Annotated in this window: 20 protein-coding genes; 10 read left to right on the forward strand and 10 right to left on the reverse strand. The window is 67.8% G+C overall.

Translation table 11 applies throughout. The annotated features are described in order from the left end of the window. The first annotated feature begins 56 nt into the window (after nt 1-56). The 4 genes from rpmB to rpsR are packed head-to-tail and all read left to right on the forward strand — an operon-like array spanning nt 57 to nt 1,066. Nucleotides 57-293 carry a 50S ribosomal protein L28 gene (gene rpmB / locus IBX22_RS13530; protein WP_194815935.1) on the forward strand — a complete coding sequence of 79 codons (237 nt, stop codon included), beginning with the start codon at nt 57-59 and terminating at the stop codon, nt 291-293. A 9-nt stretch (nt 294-302) separates the two neighbouring features. After that, nucleotides 303-473 (forward strand): 50S ribosomal protein L33, encoded by a 171-nt coding sequence (gene rpmG / locus IBX22_RS13535; RefSeq protein WP_194815936.1) that lies wholly within the window; start codon nt 303-305, stop codon nt 471-473. Then, nucleotides 474-779, forward strand: coding sequence for a 30S ribosomal protein S14 (rpsN, locus tag IBX22_RS13540; RefSeq protein WP_194815937.1), 306 nt, complete (start codon nt 474-476; stop codon nt 777-779). A 32-nt stretch (nt 780-811) separates the two neighbouring features. Further along, nucleotides 812-1,066: a 30S ribosomal protein S18 gene (rpsR, locus tag IBX22_RS13545; protein ID WP_194815938.1), complete on the forward strand. Its 255-nt coding sequence runs from the start codon at nt 812-814 to the stop codon at nt 1,064-1,066. Nucleotides 1,067-1,124: 58 nt separating this feature from the next. On the opposite strand, the gene IBX22_RS13550 is transcribed toward rpsR, so the two are convergent. Then, nucleotides 1,125-1,667 (reverse strand): LysM peptidoglycan-binding domain-containing protein, encoded by a 543-nt coding sequence (locus IBX22_RS13550; protein WP_194815939.1) that lies wholly within the window; start codon nt 1,665-1,667, stop codon nt 1,125-1,127. Between the two features lie 196 nt (nt 1,668-1,863). Between IBX22_RS13550 and IBX22_RS13555 the strand changes: the two genes are divergently transcribed. Next, nucleotides 1,864-2,319 carry a hypothetical protein gene (locus IBX22_RS13555; RefSeq protein ID WP_228538808.1) on the forward strand — a complete coding sequence of 152 codons (456 nt, stop codon included), beginning with the start codon at nt 1,864-1,866 and terminating at the stop codon, nt 2,317-2,319. A gap of 112 nt (nt 2,320-2,431) precedes the next feature. Here the strand turns inward: IBX22_RS13555 and IBX22_RS13560 are convergent, their stop codons facing one another. Continuing rightward, nucleotides 2,432-3,997 (reverse strand): family 20 glycosylhydrolase, encoded by a 1,566-nt coding sequence (locus tag IBX22_RS13560; protein WP_194815940.1) that lies wholly within the window; start codon nt 3,995-3,997, stop codon nt 2,432-2,434. 125 nt (nt 3,998-4,122) lie between these two features. Between IBX22_RS13560 and IBX22_RS13565 the strand changes: the two genes are divergently transcribed. After that, nucleotides 4,123-4,497, forward strand: a complete 375-nt coding sequence (locus tag IBX22_RS13565) for a PLD nuclease N-terminal domain-containing protein (protein ID WP_194815941.1) — start codon at nt 4,123-4,125, stop codon at nt 4,495-4,497. Nucleotides 4,498-4,562: 65 nt separating this feature from the next. Here the strand turns inward: IBX22_RS13565 and purH are convergent, their stop codons facing one another. The 6 genes from purH to sucC all read right to left on the reverse strand — a co-directional run bounded on the left by purH (nt 4,563) and on the right by sucC (nt 11,961). Continuing rightward, nucleotides 4,563-6,128, reverse strand: a complete 1,566-nt coding sequence (gene purH / locus IBX22_RS13570; protein ID WP_194815942.1) for a bifunctional phosphoribosylaminoimidazolecarboxamide formyltransferase/IMP cyclohydrolase — start codon at nt 6,126-6,128, stop codon at nt 4,563-4,565. Then, entirely contained in the window at nt 6,121-6,741 is a 621-nt protein-coding gene (purN, locus tag IBX22_RS13575) for a phosphoribosylglycinamide formyltransferase (RefSeq protein ID WP_194815943.1), read from the reverse strand. The genes purH and purN overlap by 8 nt, the downstream gene beginning before the upstream one ends. 115 nt (nt 6,742-6,856) lie before the next feature. Next, nucleotides 6,857-8,431 carry a DUF6350 family protein gene (locus tag IBX22_RS13580; RefSeq protein WP_194815944.1) on the reverse strand — a complete coding sequence of 525 codons (1,575 nt, stop codon included), beginning with the start codon at nt 8,429-8,431 and terminating at the stop codon, nt 6,857-6,859. Between the two features lie 216 nt (nt 8,432-8,647). After that, nucleotides 8,648-9,679 (reverse strand): DUF5336 domain-containing protein, encoded by a 1,032-nt coding sequence (locus tag IBX22_RS13585; RefSeq protein ID WP_194815945.1) that lies wholly within the window; start codon nt 9,677-9,679, stop codon nt 8,648-8,650. Nucleotides 9,680-9,863: 184 nt separating this feature from the next. Next, nucleotides 9,864-10,766 carry a succinate--CoA ligase subunit alpha gene (gene sucD / locus IBX22_RS13590; RefSeq protein WP_194815946.1) on the reverse strand — a complete coding sequence of 301 codons (903 nt, stop codon included), beginning with the start codon at nt 10,764-10,766 and terminating at the stop codon, nt 9,864-9,866. 28 nt (nt 10,767-10,794) lie between these two features. Next, nucleotides 10,795-11,961: an ADP-forming succinate--CoA ligase subunit beta gene (sucC, locus tag IBX22_RS13595; protein WP_194815947.1), complete on the reverse strand. Its 1,167-nt coding sequence runs from the start codon at nt 11,959-11,961 to the stop codon at nt 10,795-10,797. A 525-nt stretch (nt 11,962-12,486) separates the two neighbouring features. Between sucC and IBX22_RS13600 the strand changes: the two genes are divergently transcribed. Together IBX22_RS13600 and IBX22_RS13605 are read left to right on the forward strand one after the other, a co-directional pair. Continuing rightward, on the forward strand, nt 12,487-13,665 hold the full coding sequence (locus tag IBX22_RS13600) for a M23 family metallopeptidase (RefSeq protein WP_194815948.1): 1,179 nt from the start codon (nt 12,487-12,489) through the stop codon (nt 13,663-13,665). A 64-nt stretch (nt 13,666-13,729) separates the two neighbouring features. Further along, a complete protein-coding gene (locus IBX22_RS13605; protein ID WP_194815949.1) occupies nt 13,730-14,395 on the forward strand; it encodes a nucleoside/nucleotide kinase family protein in 666 nt (221 codons plus the stop codon). Between the two features lie 3 nt (nt 14,396-14,398). Here IBX22_RS13605 and pgi read toward each other — a convergent pair whose 3' ends face one another. Beyond that, entirely contained in the window at nt 14,399-16,036 is a 1,638-nt protein-coding gene (pgi, locus tag IBX22_RS13610) for a glucose-6-phosphate isomerase (protein ID WP_194815950.1), read from the reverse strand. A gap of 133 nt (nt 16,037-16,169) precedes the next feature. Between pgi and IBX22_RS13615 the strand changes: the two genes are divergently transcribed. After that, nucleotides 16,170-17,624 (forward strand): NAD-dependent succinate-semialdehyde dehydrogenase, encoded by a 1,455-nt coding sequence (locus tag IBX22_RS13615; RefSeq protein WP_194815951.1) that lies wholly within the window; start codon nt 16,170-16,172, stop codon nt 17,622-17,624. A gap of 109 nt (nt 17,625-17,733) precedes the next feature. On the opposite strand, the gene IBX22_RS13620 is transcribed toward IBX22_RS13615, so the two are convergent. Further along, nucleotides 17,734-18,027, reverse strand: coding sequence for a chorismate mutase (locus IBX22_RS13620; RefSeq protein ID WP_194815952.1), 294 nt, complete (start codon nt 18,025-18,027; stop codon nt 17,734-17,736). A gap of 311 nt (nt 18,028-18,338) precedes the next feature. On the opposite strand from IBX22_RS13620, the gene pcrA reads away from it, so the two are divergent. After that, on the forward strand, nt 18,339-20,996 hold the full coding sequence (gene pcrA / locus IBX22_RS13625; protein WP_194815953.1) for a DNA helicase PcrA: 2,658 nt from the start codon (nt 18,339-18,341) through the stop codon (nt 20,994-20,996). The last annotated feature ends 18 nt before the right edge of the window (nt 20,997-21,014 follow it).

Genomic DNA, 21,014 nt, shown 5'->3' on the forward strand with positions numbered 1-21,014 from the left:
TACAGTCTGAATCAGTCGTTGTCGAAAATGATTGTCATCTACTGGAGGGAGCCAGCATGTCGGCCCACTGCCAGGTCACCGGGCGTAAGCCCGGCTTCGGCAAGTCCGTATCGCACTCGCACAAGCGGACGAACCGGCGTTGGAACCCCAATATCCAGCGCAAGACCTACTACCTGCCCAGCGAGGACCGGCGCATCACGCTGACCGTCTCCACCAAGGGCATCAAGACCATCGACCGGGACGGTATCGAGGCGGTCGTCACCCGCCTGCGCGCCCGCGGCGAGAAGATCTAGGAGCACACGATGGCATCCAAATCGACCGAACTGCGGCCGATCGTCAAGCTGAAGTCCACCGCCGGCACCGGCTACACCTACGTCACGCGCAAGAACCGGCGCAACGACCCGGACCGCATGGTGCTGAAGAAGTACGACCCCGTTGTGCGCAAGCACGTGGACTTCCGCGAGGAGCGCTAGATGGCCAAGAAGTCGAAGATCGCACGCAATGAACAGCGCCGGGAAGTGGTGGCGCGCTACGCGGCTCGCCGCGCCGAGCTCAAGGAAATCATCCGCAAACCGGGCACGCCGGAGGACGCGCGGGCCGCGGCCCAGGCGGCGCTGCAGCGGCTGCCCAGAGACGCCAGTCCGGTACGATTGCGCAATCGGGACGCTGCGGACGGACGTCCACGCGGTCACCTCCGGAAGTTCGGACTCTCCCGTGTACGTGTGCGCGAGATGGCCCACCGAGGCGAACTCCCCGGTGTGAGCAAAGCGAGCTGGTAGAAACCACCGATCCCGCAGAAGGAAACCCTGATATGGCAGTCAAGCGAGCACCGTCGAAGAAGGTTCGCGCCGAACAGGCCCGCAAGCCCAAGAAGAACCCGCTCATCGCCGCGGGGATCGAAACCGTCGACTACAAAGACGTGAACCTGTTGCGCACCTTCATCTCCGACCGCGGCAAGATCCGCAGCCGTCGCGTCACAGGACTGACCCCGCAGCAGCAGCGGCAGGTCGCCGTCGCGGTGAAGAACGCGCGCGAGATGGCGCTGCTGCCGTTCACCAGCAAGTAGGTCGTGCAGACGAAAGCGGGCCCCGAATGCTTCGGGGCCCGCTTGTCGTTTGCCGTGGCTACGGGATCTTGAGCTCCTGGCCGGGCTGAATCGAATCCGGATTGTCGATGCCGCTGGCATCGGCGATCTCCTGGTAGCGGTTGCCGTCGCCGAGGAAGCGCTCGGCGATCGCCCACATGGTGTCGCCCGGCTCGACGGTGTAGGACCGGCCGCCCTCGGCCGGCGGGGCCGCGGCCGGTTCCGCCGCGGGCGCTTCGATCGGGTTGTCGGTCTTGGTGTCCGTGGCCCAGACCGCGCCGCCGTCGGCGCCGTAGAGGACGACATTGCGGTCGGGCTGCACGGTGAGGCGGTCCACGCTCTTGCCGTTGGTCTCGGTGGACCAGGCGGCCGAGCCGTCGCCCTTGTACACCACGAAGTTGCCATCCTGCTGCAACACTGCTTTCTGCACATCCTGACCGTGAGTCTGGGCGGCCCACACCACATTTCCGCCCGGCTCGGACAGCACCAGATTGCCGTCCGGTTGCAGTGCCAGGGTGTACGCACCGTTGGTCAGAGACTGGCCGAGCCCGAGTTCTTCGCCGACGCGCAGTGTGTCGCCCACTGATGGTCCTTTCGCAGAGGTAGCAGTGCATCTCACAGCGATGCCCGCCCACTCGTGGCGCGCATCAGGGGCGAATGTACTGCGAGTTCGCCGCCCGGCCGCGGATTCCGGCCAGCGATTTGCTGAAAAGTAACGTCTGCTCGGCCCGCAGTCCGCTCGAAGCGGAACCGGAGGTGCCCTCGACTAGGGTTGGTTTATGTACCGGATGCCGGGAGCCCGACCCCTCATTGCCGCCCTCGCGCTGGCCATCGGCCTCACCGGGTGCGGCGACTCCGACAGCGATGTCGCACAACCGAACTCGACCGCACCGACCACCACCACGGCGGCCACCCCGACCGAGGACCCCGATGCAAGCCCGGGCAAACTCCTCACCGCGGACCCCACAATCGTTACCCCGCACCCGATTCCGTTCACATCCTGGAAGCGCCTCGCCCCAGACAAGCTCGCCGTCAACTTCGAAACCGGCAATCCCGCCTGCTACGGCGTGGACGTCACCACCACCGAGACCGACAAAACAGTCACCATCGAACTCCGCTCCGGCACCCGCGCCGACGCAGTCGGCCGAATGTGCACGATGGAGATCGTCTTCGCAACTATGGAGATCCCCCTCAAGGCCGCCCTGAACGACCGAAAAGTCCTGAGCGCAGCCTGATCTCGCACTGGTCTTCCGAAGCCTCACAGCACTGCTTACCGCTTCACAGCACCAGCAGCCGGCTACAGAAGTTGTGAAGCGTCAACATGTGCTGTGAAGGACAGCGGGGGGGTTAGGTCGGTTCGGCGACGGAGTCGGCGAGAGCGGTGAATTGGGGGTAGGGGATCGGGTGGGGGTGGGACCAGGTTTTTTGGGCCATGATGCGTAAAGGGGTGGTGATGGAGATCGCGATCTGGTCGGGGGTTTGGGCGGTTGGGTCGTCGCACCAGACGTGCAGGCTTGCACCGAGATTCGAGGCGTTCTGGGCGGGTGCGAGGCGGGAGCCGTCGACGAAGATCGCTGGATCCCAGAGTTCATAGCCGAGGATCGGCGGCTGATTCGCGATCGCGGCCGCCGGGCCGCCGGTCACGTAGTAGGTCGGCAGGAATGCGGCGTTCTTCAGCTGATGGCCCGCTGCGATGAGATCCTGTGGCGGGCGGGCGATTCCGAAGAACGGTAGCGGTAGCTGCGGGATGCCGGCGCGGCTCCAGTAGTCGACGACGATATCGCTGCCGATCGCGAGGGTCCCTTCCCCCGTGTGCAAGCCGTCGTTCCAGATCCGTGGACGTTTACCGTGTGCACGCACGATATCTGCACCCCAGTTGATCAGCCCGAGAAAGGCGTCCACGGGTTCGGCCTGTGGTCCGTAGGTTGCGCGGGCGTACTCCCCCAGCTGCGGGTAGTCGTCGTAGCTGCGCACTTTCAATCCGTCGAGCAGGAACTCGTCCGCGCCGAGATGCCAGTAGCGGCCGGGGAACAGCGGCAGGAACTCCTCGAGGATGTCGCGCATCAGGTCATAGCTGCGCGGGTTCGAGATATCGATTGCCGCGTCCGACACCACGCCCTCGGCGCTGCGCAGCTTCAAGTCCGGGTAGGCGGCGAGGACGCCGTTCATATGCCCTGGGAAGTCGACCTCTGGCACGATCTCGACCTGGTATCGCGCCGCGTAGGCGACCAAATCGCGGATGTCCTGCTGCGAATAGTGCTCCGGCGCGGTGATTTCCGGGTGCCTGGCGCTCTGCAGCCGGAAGCCGAAACTGTCGGACAGGTGCAGGTGCAGCATGTTCAGCTTGAGCATGCCCATTCGCCGGATCTGGGCACGCAGCATCTCGACCGGCATGAACTCGCGGCCCACATCCAGCATCAGGCCACGCTCGGCGTACTCGGGCCAATCCGTGACCACACCACCGGGAATGGTGGGGTCACGCCGCAAGAGTTGCAGTGCTGAACGGGTCGCATAGAAGGCCCCGGACGCGTCCGCACCCTGTAGCTCGAGTGTGTCCCCCACCGAAATCCGGTAGGCCTCAGGCGTATTCGGCGCCTCCGGTACAGCCGAGATGCGCAGCACGATATCGCCGGGGACGCCCGACGAACCCGCCTGCGCGACAACATCTTTGCCGGTGGCCCGCCCGAGTCCGCCCGCGAATTCCGTTGCGGTGTCCCGAAGAGAATCCTCGGCGTACAGGATCCGCGCGTGCGCACCGAGAGTGAACCCCGAGCCGCCCGCCACCCAGCTCTGCAGCGTGGGAACTGTCAGCGGCGCGGCAGGCGCCGCTGACGCCTGGTGACCGCCGAAAGTGACCGACCCGAGCGCCATCGCGCCGATCACCGCGAACCGCGCCATCGTGCCCTTGATCATCCGGCCAGCCTACGAAACGAGCAGGTCTCCGCGGTGCGAATCGGCCGGTGCACCCGTTTCTGTTGTCTGATACGGTTCGGCGTTGTCGTGGAGCCGCAGGAGGTTGCGGTGCGAGGAGGGGACACATGCCGTACGCCGTCGTCGGTCTGATCACGCTTGCCCTGTGGGTGTACTGCCTGATCGACGTGATCATGAGCCCGGACTCCGAGGTGCGCCAGCTGCCGAAGGGTCTGTGGCTGGTCATCATCATCCTGGTCCCCACCGTGGGCGCCATCCTGTGGCTGCTGCTGGGCCGCCCCGTCGACGCCAAGCCGCGCTCGACCACCCGCTATTCCGAGTACGACCGCCCCGGCCGCTACGTCGCCCAGAATCCGGAAGACGACGAAGAGTTCCTGCGCCGCCTGAAGGAGCGGGCCGAAGCGCAGCGCCGCGAGGCCCGCCGTCAAGAGGACGCCCGGCAGGCCGAGGCCGACCGCCGTCATCAGGCCGGCGAAGAGTAGCTCGCCCGGAACGCCGAACGCCACGCCGGACCTGGTCCGGCGTGGCGTTCGGAGTATTACCGCGCTCAGTGCGCGAAGTGGCGAGACCCCGTGAGGTACAGCGTGACTCCGGCCTCGCGGGCGAGATCGATGGTCTCCTGATCACGGACCGAGCCGCCCGGCTGCACGATGGCGCGGACGCCGGCCTGGATCAGCTGCTGCGGGCCATCCGGGAAGGGGAAGAAGGCGTCGGAGGCGGCCACCGAACCCTTGGCGCGGTCCCCGGCGCGCTGCACCGCGAGCTGCACGGCGTCGACCCGGTTGACCTGACCCATCCCGACGCCGACGGAGGCGCCCTCGTGGGCCAGCAGGATGGCGTTGGACTTCACGGCACGGCATGCGCGCCAAGCGAATTGGAGGTCGGCGAGGGTGTCCGCGTCGACCGCGTCGCCCGAGGCGAGGGTCCAGTTGGCCGGGTCGTCACCCTCGGCGTCGAGGACGTCACGCTGCTGCAGCAGCGCGCCGCCGCTGATCGGACGCAATTCGGCGCCCGCGCGCTGCGGCGGTTCGGCGACCAGGATACGCACGTTCTTCTTGCGCTGCAACACTTCCACCGCACCGTGGGCGTAGGACGGTGCGACAATGACCTCGGTGAAGATATCGGCGACCTGCTCGGCCATCTGCACGGTGACCTCGCGGTTGGCCGCGATCACGCCGCCGAACGCGCTGACCGGGTCGCAGGCGTGGGCCTTGCGGTGGGCTTCGGCGATGTCCGCGCCGATCGCGATGCCACAGGGGTTGGCGTGCTTGATGATCGCGACGGCGGGCGCGTCGTGGTCGTAGGCGGCGCGCCACGCGGCGTCGGCGTCGGTGTAGTTGTTATACGACATTTCCTTGCCGTGCAACTGCTGTGCCTGGGCCAGGCCCTGGGTGCCGTCGTTGTTGGCGTACAGCGCCGCCGCCTGGTGCGGGTTCTCGCCGTAGCGCAGCACCGCGGTGCGCTCCCAGGTGCCGCCGAGCCAGCCCGGGAAACCGGCGGCCGTGCCGCCGACGCCGGGGACGTGCACGTTGGTCATCCAGCTGGCCACGGCCACGTCATAGCTTGCGGTGTGCTGGAAAGCCTTGGCCGCCAACGCCGTCCGCTCGGGCAGGGTGAAACCGCCGGACTGCACGGCCGCGAGCACCTGGTCGTAGTCGCCGGTGTCCACGACCACGGCCACCGACGGATGGTTCTTGGCGGCGGCGCGCACCATGGACGGGCCGCCGATGTCGATCTGCTCGACGCACTCGTCGGGGGTGGCGCCACTGGCCACGGTCTGGGTGAACGGGTACAGGTTCACCACGACCAGTTCGAACGCCTCGACGCCCAGCTCGACCAGCTGCGCGACGTGCTCATCCTTGCGGGAGTCGGCGAGGATGCCCGCGTGCACGCGCGGGTGCAGGGTCTTCACTCGGCCGTCCAGGGTCTCCGGGAACCCGGTCAGGTCTTCCACTTTCGTCACCGGGATATCGGCGGCGGCGATCTTGCCCGCCGTCGAACCGGTCGACACCAGCTCGATCCCGGCGGCGTGCAGGCCGGTCGCGAGCTCGATGAGCCCGGTCTTGTCGTAGACGCTGACCAGCGCCCGCTTGATCGGCCTGCGATCACTCATTTGGAATTACTGCCTTTCGTCCGTCGGAGACAATGCCTCGCGTCGCGACGGCGGCGACAACCTCCGCCAGCAACCGTCGCTCGACAACTTTGATGCGCTCGTGCAAGCTCGCCTCGTCGTCGCCGGGCAGCACGGTGACCGCCTCCTGCGCGAGGATCGGCCCGGTGTCCACGCCCGAATCGACCAGGTGCACCGTCGAACCGGTGACCTTCACCCCGTAGGCGAGCGCGTCACGCACGCCGTGCGCGCCCGGGAACGCGGGCAGCAGCGCGGGATGGGTATTGATGATCCGGCCGCCGAACCGCTCCAGGAACGTGGGGCCGAGGATCTTCATGAAGCCTGCCGAGACGACCAGGTCCGGCTGGTATTCGGTGACCGCTGCGGTGAGCGCGACATCCCACGCGGCCCGGTCGGCGAAATCCTTCAGGGCCACCTTGAAATGGGGCACCCCCGTGGCTTCGGCGTGCTCGGTCGCAGCGCACTGCCGGTCCACCCCGACCGCGACGATCTTCGCCGGGAAATCGGCGGAGCTCGCGGCATCCAGTAATGCGCGCAGCAACGACCCCGTGCCGGAGGCGAGCACGACGACGGTGGCCGGTGCCGCGCTGGGCATCCACGGGGCAGTCGAGGACGTCAGGGTTCTACTCCTGCGAATCGATGGGACGGCGGGCAACCGAACTGCCGCCGTCGTAGAGCCTAGTGGTGTCGCTCAGCTCACTCCCGACCGGTCAACGACTCCGGAAGTAAGGGCGCGGGTCGGGGTCGGGATCGGGGTCGACCACTTCGGCGTCGACGATGTCCGGAGCGGTTGTGGCGCTTGCCGACTCGCTCGCGACCGGGATCTCGGCCGCGTCCTCCTCGACGAGTTCGCCGTCTACCTCGACTTCGAGGTCGGGGCCGTCGTAGTCGGGGTAGTCGTCTTCGTAGTAGTCCTCGTCGTGGTAGTGACCGTCCGGGTCGTCGTCGTAGCCGTCGTCGTAGGCGTGCTCGTCGTACTCGCCGTGATCGTCGAAGTAGGTGTGGTCGTCGTCGGGCGCTCCGGCCGCAGCGGGCTTGGCGAGCCTCGGCACGGTGCCGACCGGGACCACGAACCAGCGCGCGAACATCAGGCCGGCGTATCCGGCGATCGCGAGCCACCCGAAGACCAGCAGCCCGAAGACCGGCAGCTCCAGGCCTACCCGGCCGAAACTGCCGAGCATGCCACCGCCGATCGCGGCCAGCAGGGTCAGCGCCATGCTGGTGAGGGCGGCGGAGGTGAGCGTTGCCCACGGCGAGGTGGCCTGATCGGGCGAGGTGCGTCCGCAGTCCAGGCCGTTCCACGCGCCGAGGCCCGCCGGGATCAGCAGGAACACCAGCCACCAGGTTGCCGCAGGCCCGGAGGGCAGCGCCGCCAGCACCGGCACCGCCGGAATCGGGCCGCCCACAACGGAGAACAGGCCGATCGACACCTCGCCGAACTGCGCGCCCGCGCCGACCAGCACCCCGACCGCGCCGAGCACCACGTTCGGCAGGTAGGCCAGCGACAGCACCGTCAGGCCGAGCACCCCGACCGCGTCGTGCGCGGCCTGATAGGTATCGCCGATGCGCGACCAGTGCAGCAGGAACGACAGCACGGTCACCGCGGTCCCGCCGGCGAGCAGGCGCAGCACGGTGCGGCGCGCGGCGTATCCGGCGGCGATCACCCATTCGGGCAGTTCCAGCCGCGAAACCAGCTGGTGGCCACTGCGACTGGCGATACCGCCCGCCGCCGCGATCAGCTGTAGAAGAAGCACCCAGCCGAACGCGGCGAGGGCGTTCGGCGGCTGCAACGCGACCACGCCGGAGGCATCCTCGGCGACGGCCGAGCAGACGGCGGTGACCAGCAGCGGTCCCGCCACCGCGGCGCCGGCCAGCCAGGTGAGATCGGCGCGGGAACTGTCCGGTTCCACCGCGCGGGCGGTCTCCCGCCAGGTCAGCCACAACACCAGCCCGGTCGGCAGCAACGGCAGCAGGCCCAGCTGTGTGTTGCCGATCACCAGCGGAACCTGATGCGCCGCAAGCCAGCTCGCCGCGATGGCGCCCGAGGTACCGGCCAGCCCGCTGCGCGCGGTCAGCAACGTCGCGAAGACGAGCACGGTCATGGCGGTCAAGGTCAGCGCCGCCGGGCGGGCGGCCACCAGCAGCAGGGCCCGGCCGCGTTCCGGGGTCAGGGCCAGGAAGGCCCCGTCCTCGCCGGAGTCGGGCTTGCGAGCCTTGGTCGAGCGGGCGCCATTCCCTTGGGAGCCGCCGGTCCAGCGCTCGAGACTATTTCTGGAGGAGCTCATACCTCCGCCTCGCTGACGCTCGGCTCCGGCATGTGCTCTTGGGAGGCTGCGGTGTCGATTCGCTCACTCCATTCGCTCATAAGACAAATCAAGCCTCGCATCCCTCGGACTTCGAGCGGGCCAGGCGCGCCGGAAGGGCGGACGGCGGGGCGCGGAAAACACAGAGCCGGTGCTCGCCAAAGAAGTTGGCGAGCACCGGCTCTGGGGGTTCAGGAATTACTGCTGCTGGTCATCCGACGGACGGAAGGCGCGGGTGGCCTTGTTGGCCGGATCCTCACCCTGCTCGCCGCCGAACGGCTGGCTCGCCTGCCCCGGCTGCTGACCGTAGCTCGGCGTACCGCTGTACTGCTGGCCGGCCTGCGGGCTGGCGAAGTGCTGGGTCGCGCTGTCGTCCGGACGCGGCTGCGCGGTCTGCCCGTACGGCGAACCCTGCTGCGGCACACCGTAACCGGGCTGCTGGCCGTATCCCGGCTGCTGACCGTAGGCGGCCTGCTGCTGACCCGGCTGGCTCTGCTGGCCGTAGGACTGGCCCGGCTGCTGACCGTAGGACTGGCCCGGCTGCTGGTACTGGCCCCCGGTGGAGCTGCCGAAACCGGGCTGACCGCCCTGCTGCCCGAAGGACTGCTGACCATAGGGCTGGCCCGCCTGGCCCTGGCCGCCGAAGGACTGCTGGCCGTATCCGCCCTGCGGCGAACCGTATCCGCTCTGCTGGCCCTGCTGCGCGGACGCCGGCTTGGGCGCGGGCGCCTTCACGATGCCCATCGCGAACAGCACGACGGCGGCGGCCAGCGCAGCCTGCACCAGACCCAGGAACAGCAGAACCCACGCGCCGATCCCGGATTCGTATTGATCAGGGAGACTGAACGCTTGGACCGCCACGCCGAGGAAGCCCGCGACCGCCGCGGCCGCGGAGATCGCCTTCCAGTCCTGGCCGGGCAGCAGCGACAGCCCGGCGGCCAGTCCGCTGAACAACAGCACGACGAGCACACCGGTGAGCCCGGTGGTGAATCCGCTCAGGCTCAGGTCCGCGTCGGAGAAGGTCGCGTACGGCAGGAATCCGAGCAGGAAGTTCAGCGCACCGAGCGCGGCGACACCGATCAGCAGGAAGAACGGAAGTCCTTTGCCCTCGGACCCGGAAGCACTCGCGCCTGAACTGCCGCCACTGGCCTGCTGGCCGAGGTTGCTTGTGCTTGGTGCGGAAGGCGTCGCGGGTGTGTTGTACCCGGAGCCCCCGGTCGGGTATGACATGTCGTCGTCTCCTAGGTCGATCGTTTTCGTGCTTAATACGTCTGGAACCTCACTTGACGCTACTGCACTCGTCCGCTGCGGTCACCCTCAACCAACCGGACGCCTTGCTGGAACGCCAAATACAAAGGCCGCCCTCAGGTTCTGAGAGCGGCCTTCGTACATTTGTCGCGAATCAGGCGATGATCTAGCCCTTTTCCAGGATTTCGCGCGCCAGTGCGGCGGTCGCGGACGGGGTCTTGCCGACCTTCACGCCCGCGGCCTCCAGGGCCTCCTGCTTGGCCTGGGCGGTACCGCCACCGCTGGAGACGATGGCGCCGGCGTGGCCCATGGTCTTGCCCTCGGGCGCGGTGAAGCCCGCGACGTAGCCGACGACCGGCTTGGTCACGTTGGCCTTGATGTAGGCCGCGGCCCGCTCCTCGGCGTCGCCGCCGATCTCGCCGATCATGACGATGAGCTTGGTCTCGGGATCCTTCTCGAACGCCTCGATGGCGTCGATGTGGGTGGTGCCGATGACCGGGTCGCCGCCGATGCCGATGGCGGTGGAGAAGCCGAAATCGCGCAGCTCGTACATCATCTGGTAGGTCAGGGTGCCGGACTTGGAGACCAAGCCGATCGGGCCCTTGCCGGTGATGTTGGCCGGGGTGATGCCGACCAGCGACTCACCGGGGGTGATGATGCCGGGGCAGTTCGGGCCGATGATGCGGGTCTTCTGACCCTTCTCCACGTTGTAGGCCCACGCGTAGGCGGTGTCCTGCACCGGGATGCCCTCGGTGATGACCACGAGCAGCGGGATCTCCGCGTCGATGGCCTCGATGATGGCGTCCTTGGAGAACTTCGGCGGCACGAAGGCGATCGACACGTCCGCGCCGGTCTCCTTCATGGCCTCTTCGACGGTGCCGAACACCGGCAGCTCGACGGCGTTGCCGTCTTTGTCGGTGTGCGAGACGGTGGTGCCGGCCTTGCGCGCGTTCACGCCGCCGACAACCTGGGTGCCCGCCTTCAGCATCAGTGCGGTGTGCTTGGTGCCCTCGCCGCCGGTGATGCCCTGGACGATGACCTTGGAGTCCTTGTTCAGGAAAATAGACATTCTGTGTTTGTCCTTAACTCGGCCGTCGTTAGCGGGCGGCAGCCAGTTCGGCGGCCTTGTCGGCGCCTTCGTCCATTGTCTGCGCAAGCGTGATGAGCGGGTGCGCGGCATCGGCGAGAATCTTGCGACCCTCGTCGACCTTGTTGCCGTCGAGACGGACGACCAGCGGCTTGTTCGCCTCGGCGCCAAGGATTTCCAGCGCCTTCACGATGCCGTTGGCGACCGCGTCACAGGCGGTGATGCCACCGAAGACGTTCACGAACACACTCTTGACCTGCTCGTCACCCAGGATGACGTCCAGGCCCGCGGCCATGACCTCGGCCGAGGCGCCGCCGCCGATGTCGAGGAAGTTGGCGGGCTTGACGCCACCGTGGGCCTCGCCGGCGTAGGCGACGACGTCCAGGGTGGACATGACCAGACCGGCGCCGTTGCCGATGATGCCGACCTCACCGTCGAGCTTGACGTAGTTGAGGTCGTTTTCCTTGGCCTTGAGCTCGAGCGGGTCGGTCGCGTCGAGGTCGGCGAACTCCGCGTGGCCCGGCTGCCGGAATTCGGCGTTCTCGTCCAGGGTGACCTTGCCGTCGAGGGCGAGGATCTCGCCTTCGGGGGTGCGCACCAGCGGGTTGACCTCGACCAGGGTGGCGTCTTCTCCGATGAAGACCTCCCACAGCTTCTGGATGGTCACGGCCGCGGCATCGAGCACCTCGGCGGGCAGGTGGCCCTGCTCGGCGATGGAACGCGCGAACGCGAGGTCGACGCCCTTGACGGCGTCGACGGGAACCTTGGCGAGGCGCTCGGGGGTCTTCTCGGCGACCTCTTCGATCTCCATGCCGCCTTCGACCGAGCACATGGCCAGGTAGGTGCGGTTGGAGCGATCCAGCAGGAAGGAGATGTAGTACTCCTCCGCGATGTCCTTGGCTTCGGCGACAAGGATCTTCTTGGTGATGTGTCCCTTGATATCCAGGCCCAGGATGTTCGACGCGTGCGTGAACGCGTCCTCCGGGGTGGCGGCGTACTTCACGCCACCGGCCTTACCGCGGCCGCCGACCTTCACCTGGGATTTGATCATCACCGGCTTGCCGATTTCCTCGGCGATGGCGCGGGCGTCCTCGGCTGTGTCCGTGACGCGGCCCTCGGACGAAGGCACTCCGTGCTTAACGAAGAGCTCCTTCGCCTGATATTCGAAGAGATCCATGTACTCACCGTCTCGTCTGCGTTGCTATGACAACGTCTTTGTTGGCGGCCCGACGTCGGAAGCGGGTCGGGTCGGACTCTAACCAGTCACATGGAGGGCCAATCGGCCACGTTCATCGTAAGTGGCGCAGGTCACGGGCAGATACGCGGTGCGGAAAAACCGCTGGCCAAGGCTACTCACGAGTAGCTTGTTGACGCCGCGCCAGGTTAAGCGGGACATCCCGCCCGTCGAAGCGCATGTACTACGCGACGTCGTCGGATAACCTCACCAGAGTGCCCCGCACACCGTGAGACTTAACTCGGCACTACCGTGATCAATCTCACATGTTTGTAAGGATCGGGCGCAACGCTTGCGGACCCTGCAATCGTTTCGTTACCGTCATTGCGGTCGATGTCACAACTCGGTCACAACCAGGAGGACGGCAAGCTTGACGCACAGCAGCACTCCACAGGTTCGCCGTTCCCTGTGGGCGCCGGTTCCTTCCCGTCTCACCAGGTCAACCCGCTTCACGATGTGGCATCTCCGATGAATCATCGCTCCACCCTCGCTTCCGGAAATCGCGCTCGCTCGGGACATCGTTATCGCGAAGACAACGAACCCCTCGCTGTAGCCGATACGGGCAGACGGTCCTTCCCCTCGTCCAACAGCCGGTACGCCGCCGCGGCCCCCGCCGCCGCCGAGCCCGCGCATCAGCAGTACGACGACTACTCCGCCTACGACAACGGCGGCTACGACAACAACGGCTGGTCCACGAACAACGAGTGGGCCCAGCAGGATTCGTGGTCCGACGGTGGCGCCTGGGCGGCCAACGACAACGCGGACAACGGCTGGACCCCCGAGCCCGAGAACAACTGGGCCCCCGCCGCCGACGACGAATGGGTGCCGGACGCCGGTGCCGACTGGACTCCGGACAACACCGGTGCGTGGGCGCCCGAATCCACCGAGATCCCCGCGCTGAACAAGCCGCGCCGCGGTGGCGCGCACCGCATGCCCGCGCCGCCGGCCGCCCTCAAGGGTCGCGCCGCTGTCGTCGCCGTGGCCGCGGGCGCTGTCGTCGCCGCCGGTCAGTGCGCGATGGCCTCCCCCGAACAACCTTCGCAGAGCATCGATTACGAGGCCTCGGGTCAGATCCACGAGATCGCCGCGCAGTCGGTCAGCTTGGAAGGGCCCGGCGTCTCCCCCGTCGCGCCGCAGGTGCTCAACGTCTCCGCGCCCACGAACTTCGGCCAGTTCTCCGACATCCTGGAGAAGGGCCGCAAGTACGCCGAGGAGCTCGCCGCCGCCGAGGCCGCGAAACTGCGGCCGCTGTTCGCGAAGTTCGCCGCCGGTAACTACACCTCCGGCTACGGCGCCCGCTGGGGCGTCCAGCATCTCGGCATCGACGTCGCGGGCCCCATCGGCACCCCGATCTACGCGGTCGCCGACGGCACCGTGATCGAAGCGGGCCCCGCCGCCGGCTTCGGCATGTGGGTGCGGCTGCTGCACGACGACGGCACCGTCACCATCTACGGCCACATCGACACCGCCACGGTGTACCAGGGCCAGCGCGTCATGGCCGGCGATCAGATCGCCACCATGGGCAACCGCGGCTTCTCCACCGGCCCGCACGTGCACTTCGAGGTCTGGCTCAACGGTGTCGACAAGGTCGACCCGGTGCCGTGGCTGGCCACCCGGGGCATCGGCCTCGGTGTCCAGCGCGATTGACGCAAGTGCTCTGAATCACCGTCGCAACAACTGATTTCGCGGTGGCCCGGGTACCGTTGCCGGGATGACGGCGATGTCGTGGGGCGAACTTGCGGAGCGGGTACTTGCGGCTGCGGGGTCGAGCCGGTACCTACTCGGTGTCGCGGGGCCGCCCGGAGCCGGGAAGTCGACGTTCGCGGCAGGTTTGCGAGATGCCATCAACGCACGTGAGAGCGGGCTGGTCGCGGAGATCGCGCCGATGGACGGATATCACCTGAACAATGCCGAACTGCGCGCGGCGGGCAAGCTGACGCGCAAAGGTGAGCCGGATACCTTCGATGCCGCGGGATTCGTGGAGAACCTGCGCCGCTTGAGAGACGCACCGCTCGGGGCGCCGGTGCCCTGGCCGACATTCGATCGCAGAGTGGACGAACCCACGCCCGGCGGCATCGTTTTCGCCGACCAGCGCATCGTCATCACCGAGGGCAACTATCTGCTGTTCGACGATGACGAAGGTCAGGAATGGTCGGCGGTGCGGAAGTTGCTCGACGAGTGCTGGTATCTCGACGCCGACCGTCGGCTGCTGGAGAAGAGACTGCTGCGCCGCCATATTCGCGGCGGACGGACCGTCGGCGCCGCACGAATGAAGGTGCACGACAGCGACTTTCGCAACGCCGACCGAATCGCCGGCACCCGTGGCCGCGCGGATCTGGTGCTGCGCGGCCATCAGGGGCGGTACTACCTCGAATAGGGCCTAGCGGTGGTCCCGGTACCAGCCGATCAGTGCGTCGGTGGAGGAATCACCCTGGGAGGCAGGCTCATCCGCCGAGGTGAGCAGCGGCCCCAGCGCAAGGGCCTGCTGCTTGCCGAGTTCCACGCCCCACTGGTCGAAGCTGTCGATGCCCCAGATGGTGCCTTCGACGAAGACCTGGTGCTCGTAGAGGGCGATGAGCTGGCCCACCACCGACGGGGTGAGCTGCGGCGCGAGGATGGTGGTGCTGGGCCGGTTGCCCGGCATCACCTTGTGCGGCACCACGTCCGGGCCGGTGCCCTCGGCGGCGATCTCTTCGGCGGTCTTGCCGAAGGCGAGCACCTTGGTCTGGGCGAACAGGTTGCTCATCAGGATGTCGTGCATGCTGCCGGTGCCGTCGCGGGTGGGCAGATCGTCGGTGGGGCGGGCGAACCCGATGAAGTCGGCCGGGATCAGCCGGGTGCCCTGGTGCAGCAGCTGGTAGAAGGCGTGCTGGCCGTTGGTGCCCGGTTCGCCCCAGAAGATCTCGCCGGTGGAGGTGGTGACGGGGGTGCCGTCGGCGCGCACCGACTTGCCGTTGGATTCCATGGTGAGCTGCTGCAGGTAGGCCGGGAAGCGGGCCAGGTCGTTCGAATACGGCAGCACCGCACGCGATTCCGCGCCGAAGAAGTTCGAGTACCAGACACCGAGCAGGCCCAGCAGCACCGGCGCGTTCCGCTCCAGCGGCGCGGTCGCGAAATGCTCGTCCACCGCGTGCATTCCGGCCAGGAACTCGGCGAAGCGTTCCTTGCCGATGGTGGCCATGACCGAGAGGCCGATCGCGGAATCGACCGAGTAGCGGCCGCCGACCCAGTCCCAGAAGCCGAACATGTTGGCGGTGTCGATGCCGAATTCCGCGACCCGTTCGGCGTTGGTGGAGACCGCGACGAAGTGTTTGGCGACCGCGTCCTCGCCGTGCGCGGCCACCAGCCAGCGCCGGGCGGCGGTCGCGTTGGTCAGCGTCTCCAGCGTCGAAAACGTCTTGGAGGCAACGATGAACAGGGTTTTCGCCGGGTCCAGGCCGTTGAGCTTGGCGACCAGGTCGGCGGGGTCGACATTCGAGACGAACCGGGCGTCGATGCCGGCGTCGGCGTAGTGCCGCAGCGCCTTGTGCACCATGTCCGGCCCGAGGTCCGAGCCGCCGATGCCGATGTTCACGACGGTGGAGATGCGCTCACCGGTCGCGCCGCGCCACTCGCCGGAACGCAGCGCATCGGTGAATTCGCCCATGCGGCGCAGGACTTCGTGCACCTCGGCGTCCGCGTCGGCGCCGTCGATGGTCACCGGCGCGCCCGCGGGCAGCCGCAGCGCGACGTGTCCGACGGCGCGGTCCTCGGAGGTGTTGATGTGCTCGCCGTGATACATCGCGTCGCGGCGCTGCGCGACACCGGCTTCGGCGGCCAATTGCACCAGCAGGTGCAGGGTTTCCCGGGTGATCCGGTGCTTGCTGTAGTCGATGTGCAGGTCGCCGACCTCGACGGTCAGCTCACGGCCGCGCGCCGGGTCGTCGGCGAAGAGCTCCCTGAGGTGTCGCTCGGCGACAGCGTCGTAGTGATCGTGCAGTTTCCGCCAGGCCGCCGATGCGGTGATGTCGCTGCTCACGTATGCCGAGGTTACTGGCAGCCGCACGGTCGCGCACGAGAACCACCCCCGCGACGGCCCGGGGATGTGCTGCGGCACAATCCGCGTCGGTTTCGACGGCTCCAGGAAGCCGCCGCCGCCTAGGCTGGGGCGCATGGTATCGAAGAGCGAACTTCTGCAATCCGTACCGACGCAGCTGTGGATCGGCGGCCCCGTCGATGCCACCGGCGGGGGCACCTTCGAGGTGCACGATCCGGCCACCGGGGACGTGCTGACCCGGGTCGCCGACGGCACCCCGGAGGACGCGGTGCGCGCCCTCGACGCGGCCGCCGCCGCGCAGGCCGACTGGGCCGCGACCCCGGCCCGGGAGCGCGGCGAGATCCTGCGCGCCGTCTTCGAGCAGCTCACCGCCCGGGCCGAGGAATTCGCGCTGCTGATGACCTTGGAAATGGGCAAGGCGCTGCCCGAGAGCCGCAACGAGGTGCGCTACGGCGCGGAGTTCTTCCGGTGGTTCGCCGAGGAGGCGGTGCGGGTGCACGGGCGCTTCCTGCACGCCCCGTCCGGCACCGGCCGGATCATGGTGCACAAGCAGCCGGTCGGGCCGTGCCTGGCCATCACGCCGTGGAACTTCCCGCTGGCCATGGGCACCCGCAAGATCGGGCCCGCGCTGGCGGCCGGTTGCACCATGATCGTCAAGCCCGCCTCGGCGACGCCGCTGACGATGCTGGCGCTGGCCAAGCTCTGCAGCGAGGCCGGACTGCCGGACGGTGTGCTGTCGGTGGTCACCACCAGCCGTTCCAGTGCCGTCACGCAGCCGCTGCTCGACGATCCGCGCCTGCGCAAGCTCACCTTCACCGGGTCTACCGAAGTCGGTAAGAAGCTCGTACAGCAGGCCGCGAACGGGTTGCTGCGTACCTCTATGGAACTCGGCGGCAACGCGCCGTTCGTGGTGTTCGACGATGCCGACATCGACGCGGCCGTGCAGGGCGCGATGCTGGCCAAGCTGCGCAACGGCGGCGAGGCGTGCACCGCGGCCAACCGCTTCCACGTCCAGAACGGCGTGCTCGAGGAATTCACCACCAAGCTGGTGGCGGCGATGTCGAGCGAGGTGCGGCTGGGCCCCGGCAGCGACCCGCAGACCACCCTCGGCCCGCTGATCAACGAGGAGCAGCTGAACACGGTCACCGAACTCGTCGAGGACGCCGTCTCGGCGGGCGCCCAGGTCCGCCTCGGCGGCAAGGCCCCGGGCGGCCCGGGCTGGTTCTACCCGGCCACCATCCTCACCGAGGTCCCCGCGCACGCCCGCATCCTGCGCGAGGAGGTCTTCGGCCCCGTCGCCCCGATCATCGGTTTCGACACCGAACGCGAGGGCCTCGACGCCGCCAACGACACCGAATTCGGCCTGGTCTCTTACGTTTACACCCGCGACTTGGACCGCGCCCTGCGCATCGCGGAGGGCTTGGAGTCCGGCATGGTCGGCGTCAACCGCGGCGTCATCTCCGACCCCGCCGCCCCCTTCGGCGGTGTCAAGGCCTCCGGCTTCGGCCGCGAGGGCGGTACCGAGGGCATCGAGGAGTACCTCTCGACGAAGTACATCGCCCTGACCTGAGAACGAAAACGACCGCCCCGGGGTGCATGAACACCCGGGGCGGCCTTGGGAAACGGTCGTCCTGCAGACACCGCGAAGTTTCGAGGCCTGGTGGCCTAAGGGGTAGTGCTCAGTGGCCGAGGCGGCCGCGGCCGAGGCGCAGCAGCAGCATGGCGAGGGTGTGGCCTTCCTGGCCGAGCTCGCTGAAGCGTTCCAGCACCTTCATTTCGCGGCTGTGCACCAGTCGCGGGCCACCCGAGGCCATCCGAGTGCGGCCGATGATGCGCGAGACTTCGGTACGGCGCTTGATGGCAGCCAGGATCTCGGCATCGAGCTGGTCGATCTCCTTGCGGAGCTTATCGATCTCAGCCTCGGTCTGCGGCAGCGCCGCATCGGAGCCGTGCGTCGTGGCAGGGGTGCTCATCATTCATCTCCTCGTGTCAGAACATGGATCGGCTGGCGCGCGCGGGCTGTTACCGTCCGCTCCGGTTCTTTCACCCGTGATTAGACCTTACGGTCTTCCATCGTCCCCCCGGAAAGTGCGCTCAGCTACTCGAATCGCGTCCGGCGGCGATACCCGGCGGATAGCCGGTGCGGCAGGGACGCGGTACGCAGATCATGTCGCCAGTCTGCCACGGGTCAGATGCAATGCAAAACACTTCTATTTGCGAATCTGACCTCGGAGACGACCGGGGCTTCTGCCTTGTCGGTGCCCGCCGGTAGCGTGGATGGGCAATGGACATCACGGTGGCTCCTCAGACTCAGGCCGGACGGAACCGGCACTCCGACGCTCCCCCGAACGCGCAGGTCGATACCGGTCCTACCGGGGCCGCGGGCCCGGGCGCGCCGGGTTCGCTCGCCGCGCAAGCGCAGCGCCGGGCCGACGAGCAGGAGCAGCGCCGAGTCGAGCGGGAACAGCGCCGCACCGAGGAGGCCGAAGGCCTGCTGGAAGGTCTCAATCCGCAGCAGCGCGCCGCGGTGGTGCACACCGGTGCGCCACTGCTGATCGTGGCGGGCGCGGGCTCCGGGAAGACTGCCGTCCTCACCCGGCGCATCGCCTATCTGCTCGGCGCGCGGGGCGCCACCCCCGGCCAGATCCTGGCCATCACCTTCACCAACAAGGCCGCCGCGGAGATGCGCGAGCGGGTCATCGGTCTGGTCGGTCCGCGCGCCAACAACATGTGGGTGTCGACATTCCATTCCAGTTGTGTGCGCATCCTGCGGATGCAGGCCGCGCTGCTGCCCGGCTTGAATTCGAATTTCTCCATTTACGACGCCGATGATTCGCGGCGGTTGCTCACCATGATCAGCCGCGACTTCGACATCGACACGAAGAAATACTCGGCGCGACTGCTCGCCACCGCCATTTCCAACTTGAAGAACGAACTGATCGATCCGGCGCAGGCCGGCGCCGACGCGGAAACCGACGACAGCGGAGAATTGCCGCGTCTGGTGGCGCGGGTCTACACCGAATATCAGCGCCGGCTGCGCGCGGCGAACGCGCTCGACTTCGACGACCTGATCGGCGAGACGGTCGCGCTGCTGCAGAAACATCCGCAGGTCGCCGAGTACTACCGGCGCCGGTTCCGCCATGTGCTGGTCGATGAGTACCAGGACACCAACCACGCGCAGTACGTGCTGGTGCGCGAGCTGGTCGGCCACCACCGCCGTCCGGAACTCGACGATATCGACGCGGGCGCGGCGGCCGCCGACCCGGATTTCGAGCCGGTGCGCCGCGACGACGCGGTACCGCCCAGCGAACTGTGCGTCGTCGGTGACGCGGACCAGTCCATCTATGCCTTCCGCGGCGCCACCATCCGCAATATCGAGGAATTCGAACGCGACTTCCCCGATGCGGAAACCATTCTGCTGGAACAGAACTACCGCTCCACCCAGCACATCCTGTCGGCCGCCAACGCGGTCATCTCGCGCAACGAGAACCGGCGCGACAAGAAGCTGTGGACCGATTCCGGCGAGGGCGATCTGATCGTCGGCTACGTCGCCGACAACGAACACGACGAGGCCTCGTTCGTGGCCCGAGAAATCGACCGCCTGGTGGACCAGGGCGACGCGAACTACAGCGATGTGGCGGTGTTCTACCGCACCAACAACAATTCGCGGGCGCTGGAAGAGATCTTCATCCGGATGGGCCTGCCGTACAAGGTGGTCGGCGGCGTCCGGTTCTACGAGCGCAAAGAGGTCCGCGACATCGTCGCCTATCTGCGCGTGCTGGAGAACCCGGACGACGCGGTGAGTTTGCGCCGCATCCTGAACACCCCGCGGCGCGGCATCGGCGACCGCGCCGAAGCCTGTGTGGCGGTGCACGCCGAGCAGCGCGACATCGGATTCGCCGCGGCCTTGCGTGATGCAGCCGACGGCAAGGTGGCGCTGCTGAACACCCGGGCGCAGCGGGCCATCGCCGGGTTCGTGGAGCTGCTGGCGGAGATCCGGGCCGCGGGCGTGCAGGCGGATTCGGACTTCCCGGATGTGGGCAATGTGGTCGAAGCGGTGCTGGATCGCACCGGGTACCGCGCCGAGCTGGAAGCCTCCGACGATCCGCAGGACGGTGCGCGGCTCGACAACCTGAACGAATTGGTGTCCGTAGCGCGGGAATTCAGCTCCGAGGCGCACAACAACGCCGAGGCCGCCCGTGCCGAGGGCATGCTGCCCGAGGCCGGCGAGGGGGAACCGGAGCCGGGTTCGCTGGCCGCGTTCCTGGAGCGGGTCTCGCTCGTCGCCGATACCGATCAGATCCCCGACGAGGGCACCGGCGTGGTCACCATGATGACCCTGCACACCGCCAAAGGCCTCGAATTCCCTGTCGTTTTCGTGACCGGCTGGGAGGACGGACAGTTCCCGCACATGCGCGCGCTCGGTGATCCCGCCGAGCTCGCGGAGGAACGCCGCCTCGCCTACGTCGGCATCACCCGCGCCCGGCAGCGCCTGTACCTGAGCCGCGCGATCATCCGCTCGGCCTGGGGTCAGCCCTCGCAGAATCCGGAATCCCGCTTCCTGCAGGAGATCCCGGGCCACCTGATGGATTGGCGGCGGCTGGAACCCGCGCCCTCACCGTCCACCCGTGGTTTCCGCCGCCGCGGCGACGACGACGGCCTGGAACGGGACTGGACTCGCGGCGACGGCTGGTCGCCGGATACCAACCGTCCGGGCGTCCAGAGCCGAGGCCCCCGCCGCCCGGCTCCCGGTGGCGGCTCCCCGCGCGGCAACAAGAATCTTGTTCTCGCCGTGGGCGATCGGGTCACCCACGACAAGTACGGCCTGGGCCGGGTCGTGTCCGCCGACGGTGCCGGGCCCCTGGCGACTGTCCTCATCGACTTCGGTGAGGCGGGCAAGGTCCGCCTCATTCCGCAGCACAGCCCGCTGGAGAAGCTCTGAACCGTCGCGGCAGGTGGG

Origin of the sequence: Nocardia sp. XZ_19_385, from assembly GCF_015355755.1 — a bacterium.
Classification (GTDB): Bacteria; Actinomycetota; Actinomycetes; order Mycobacteriales; family Mycobacteriaceae; genus Nocardia.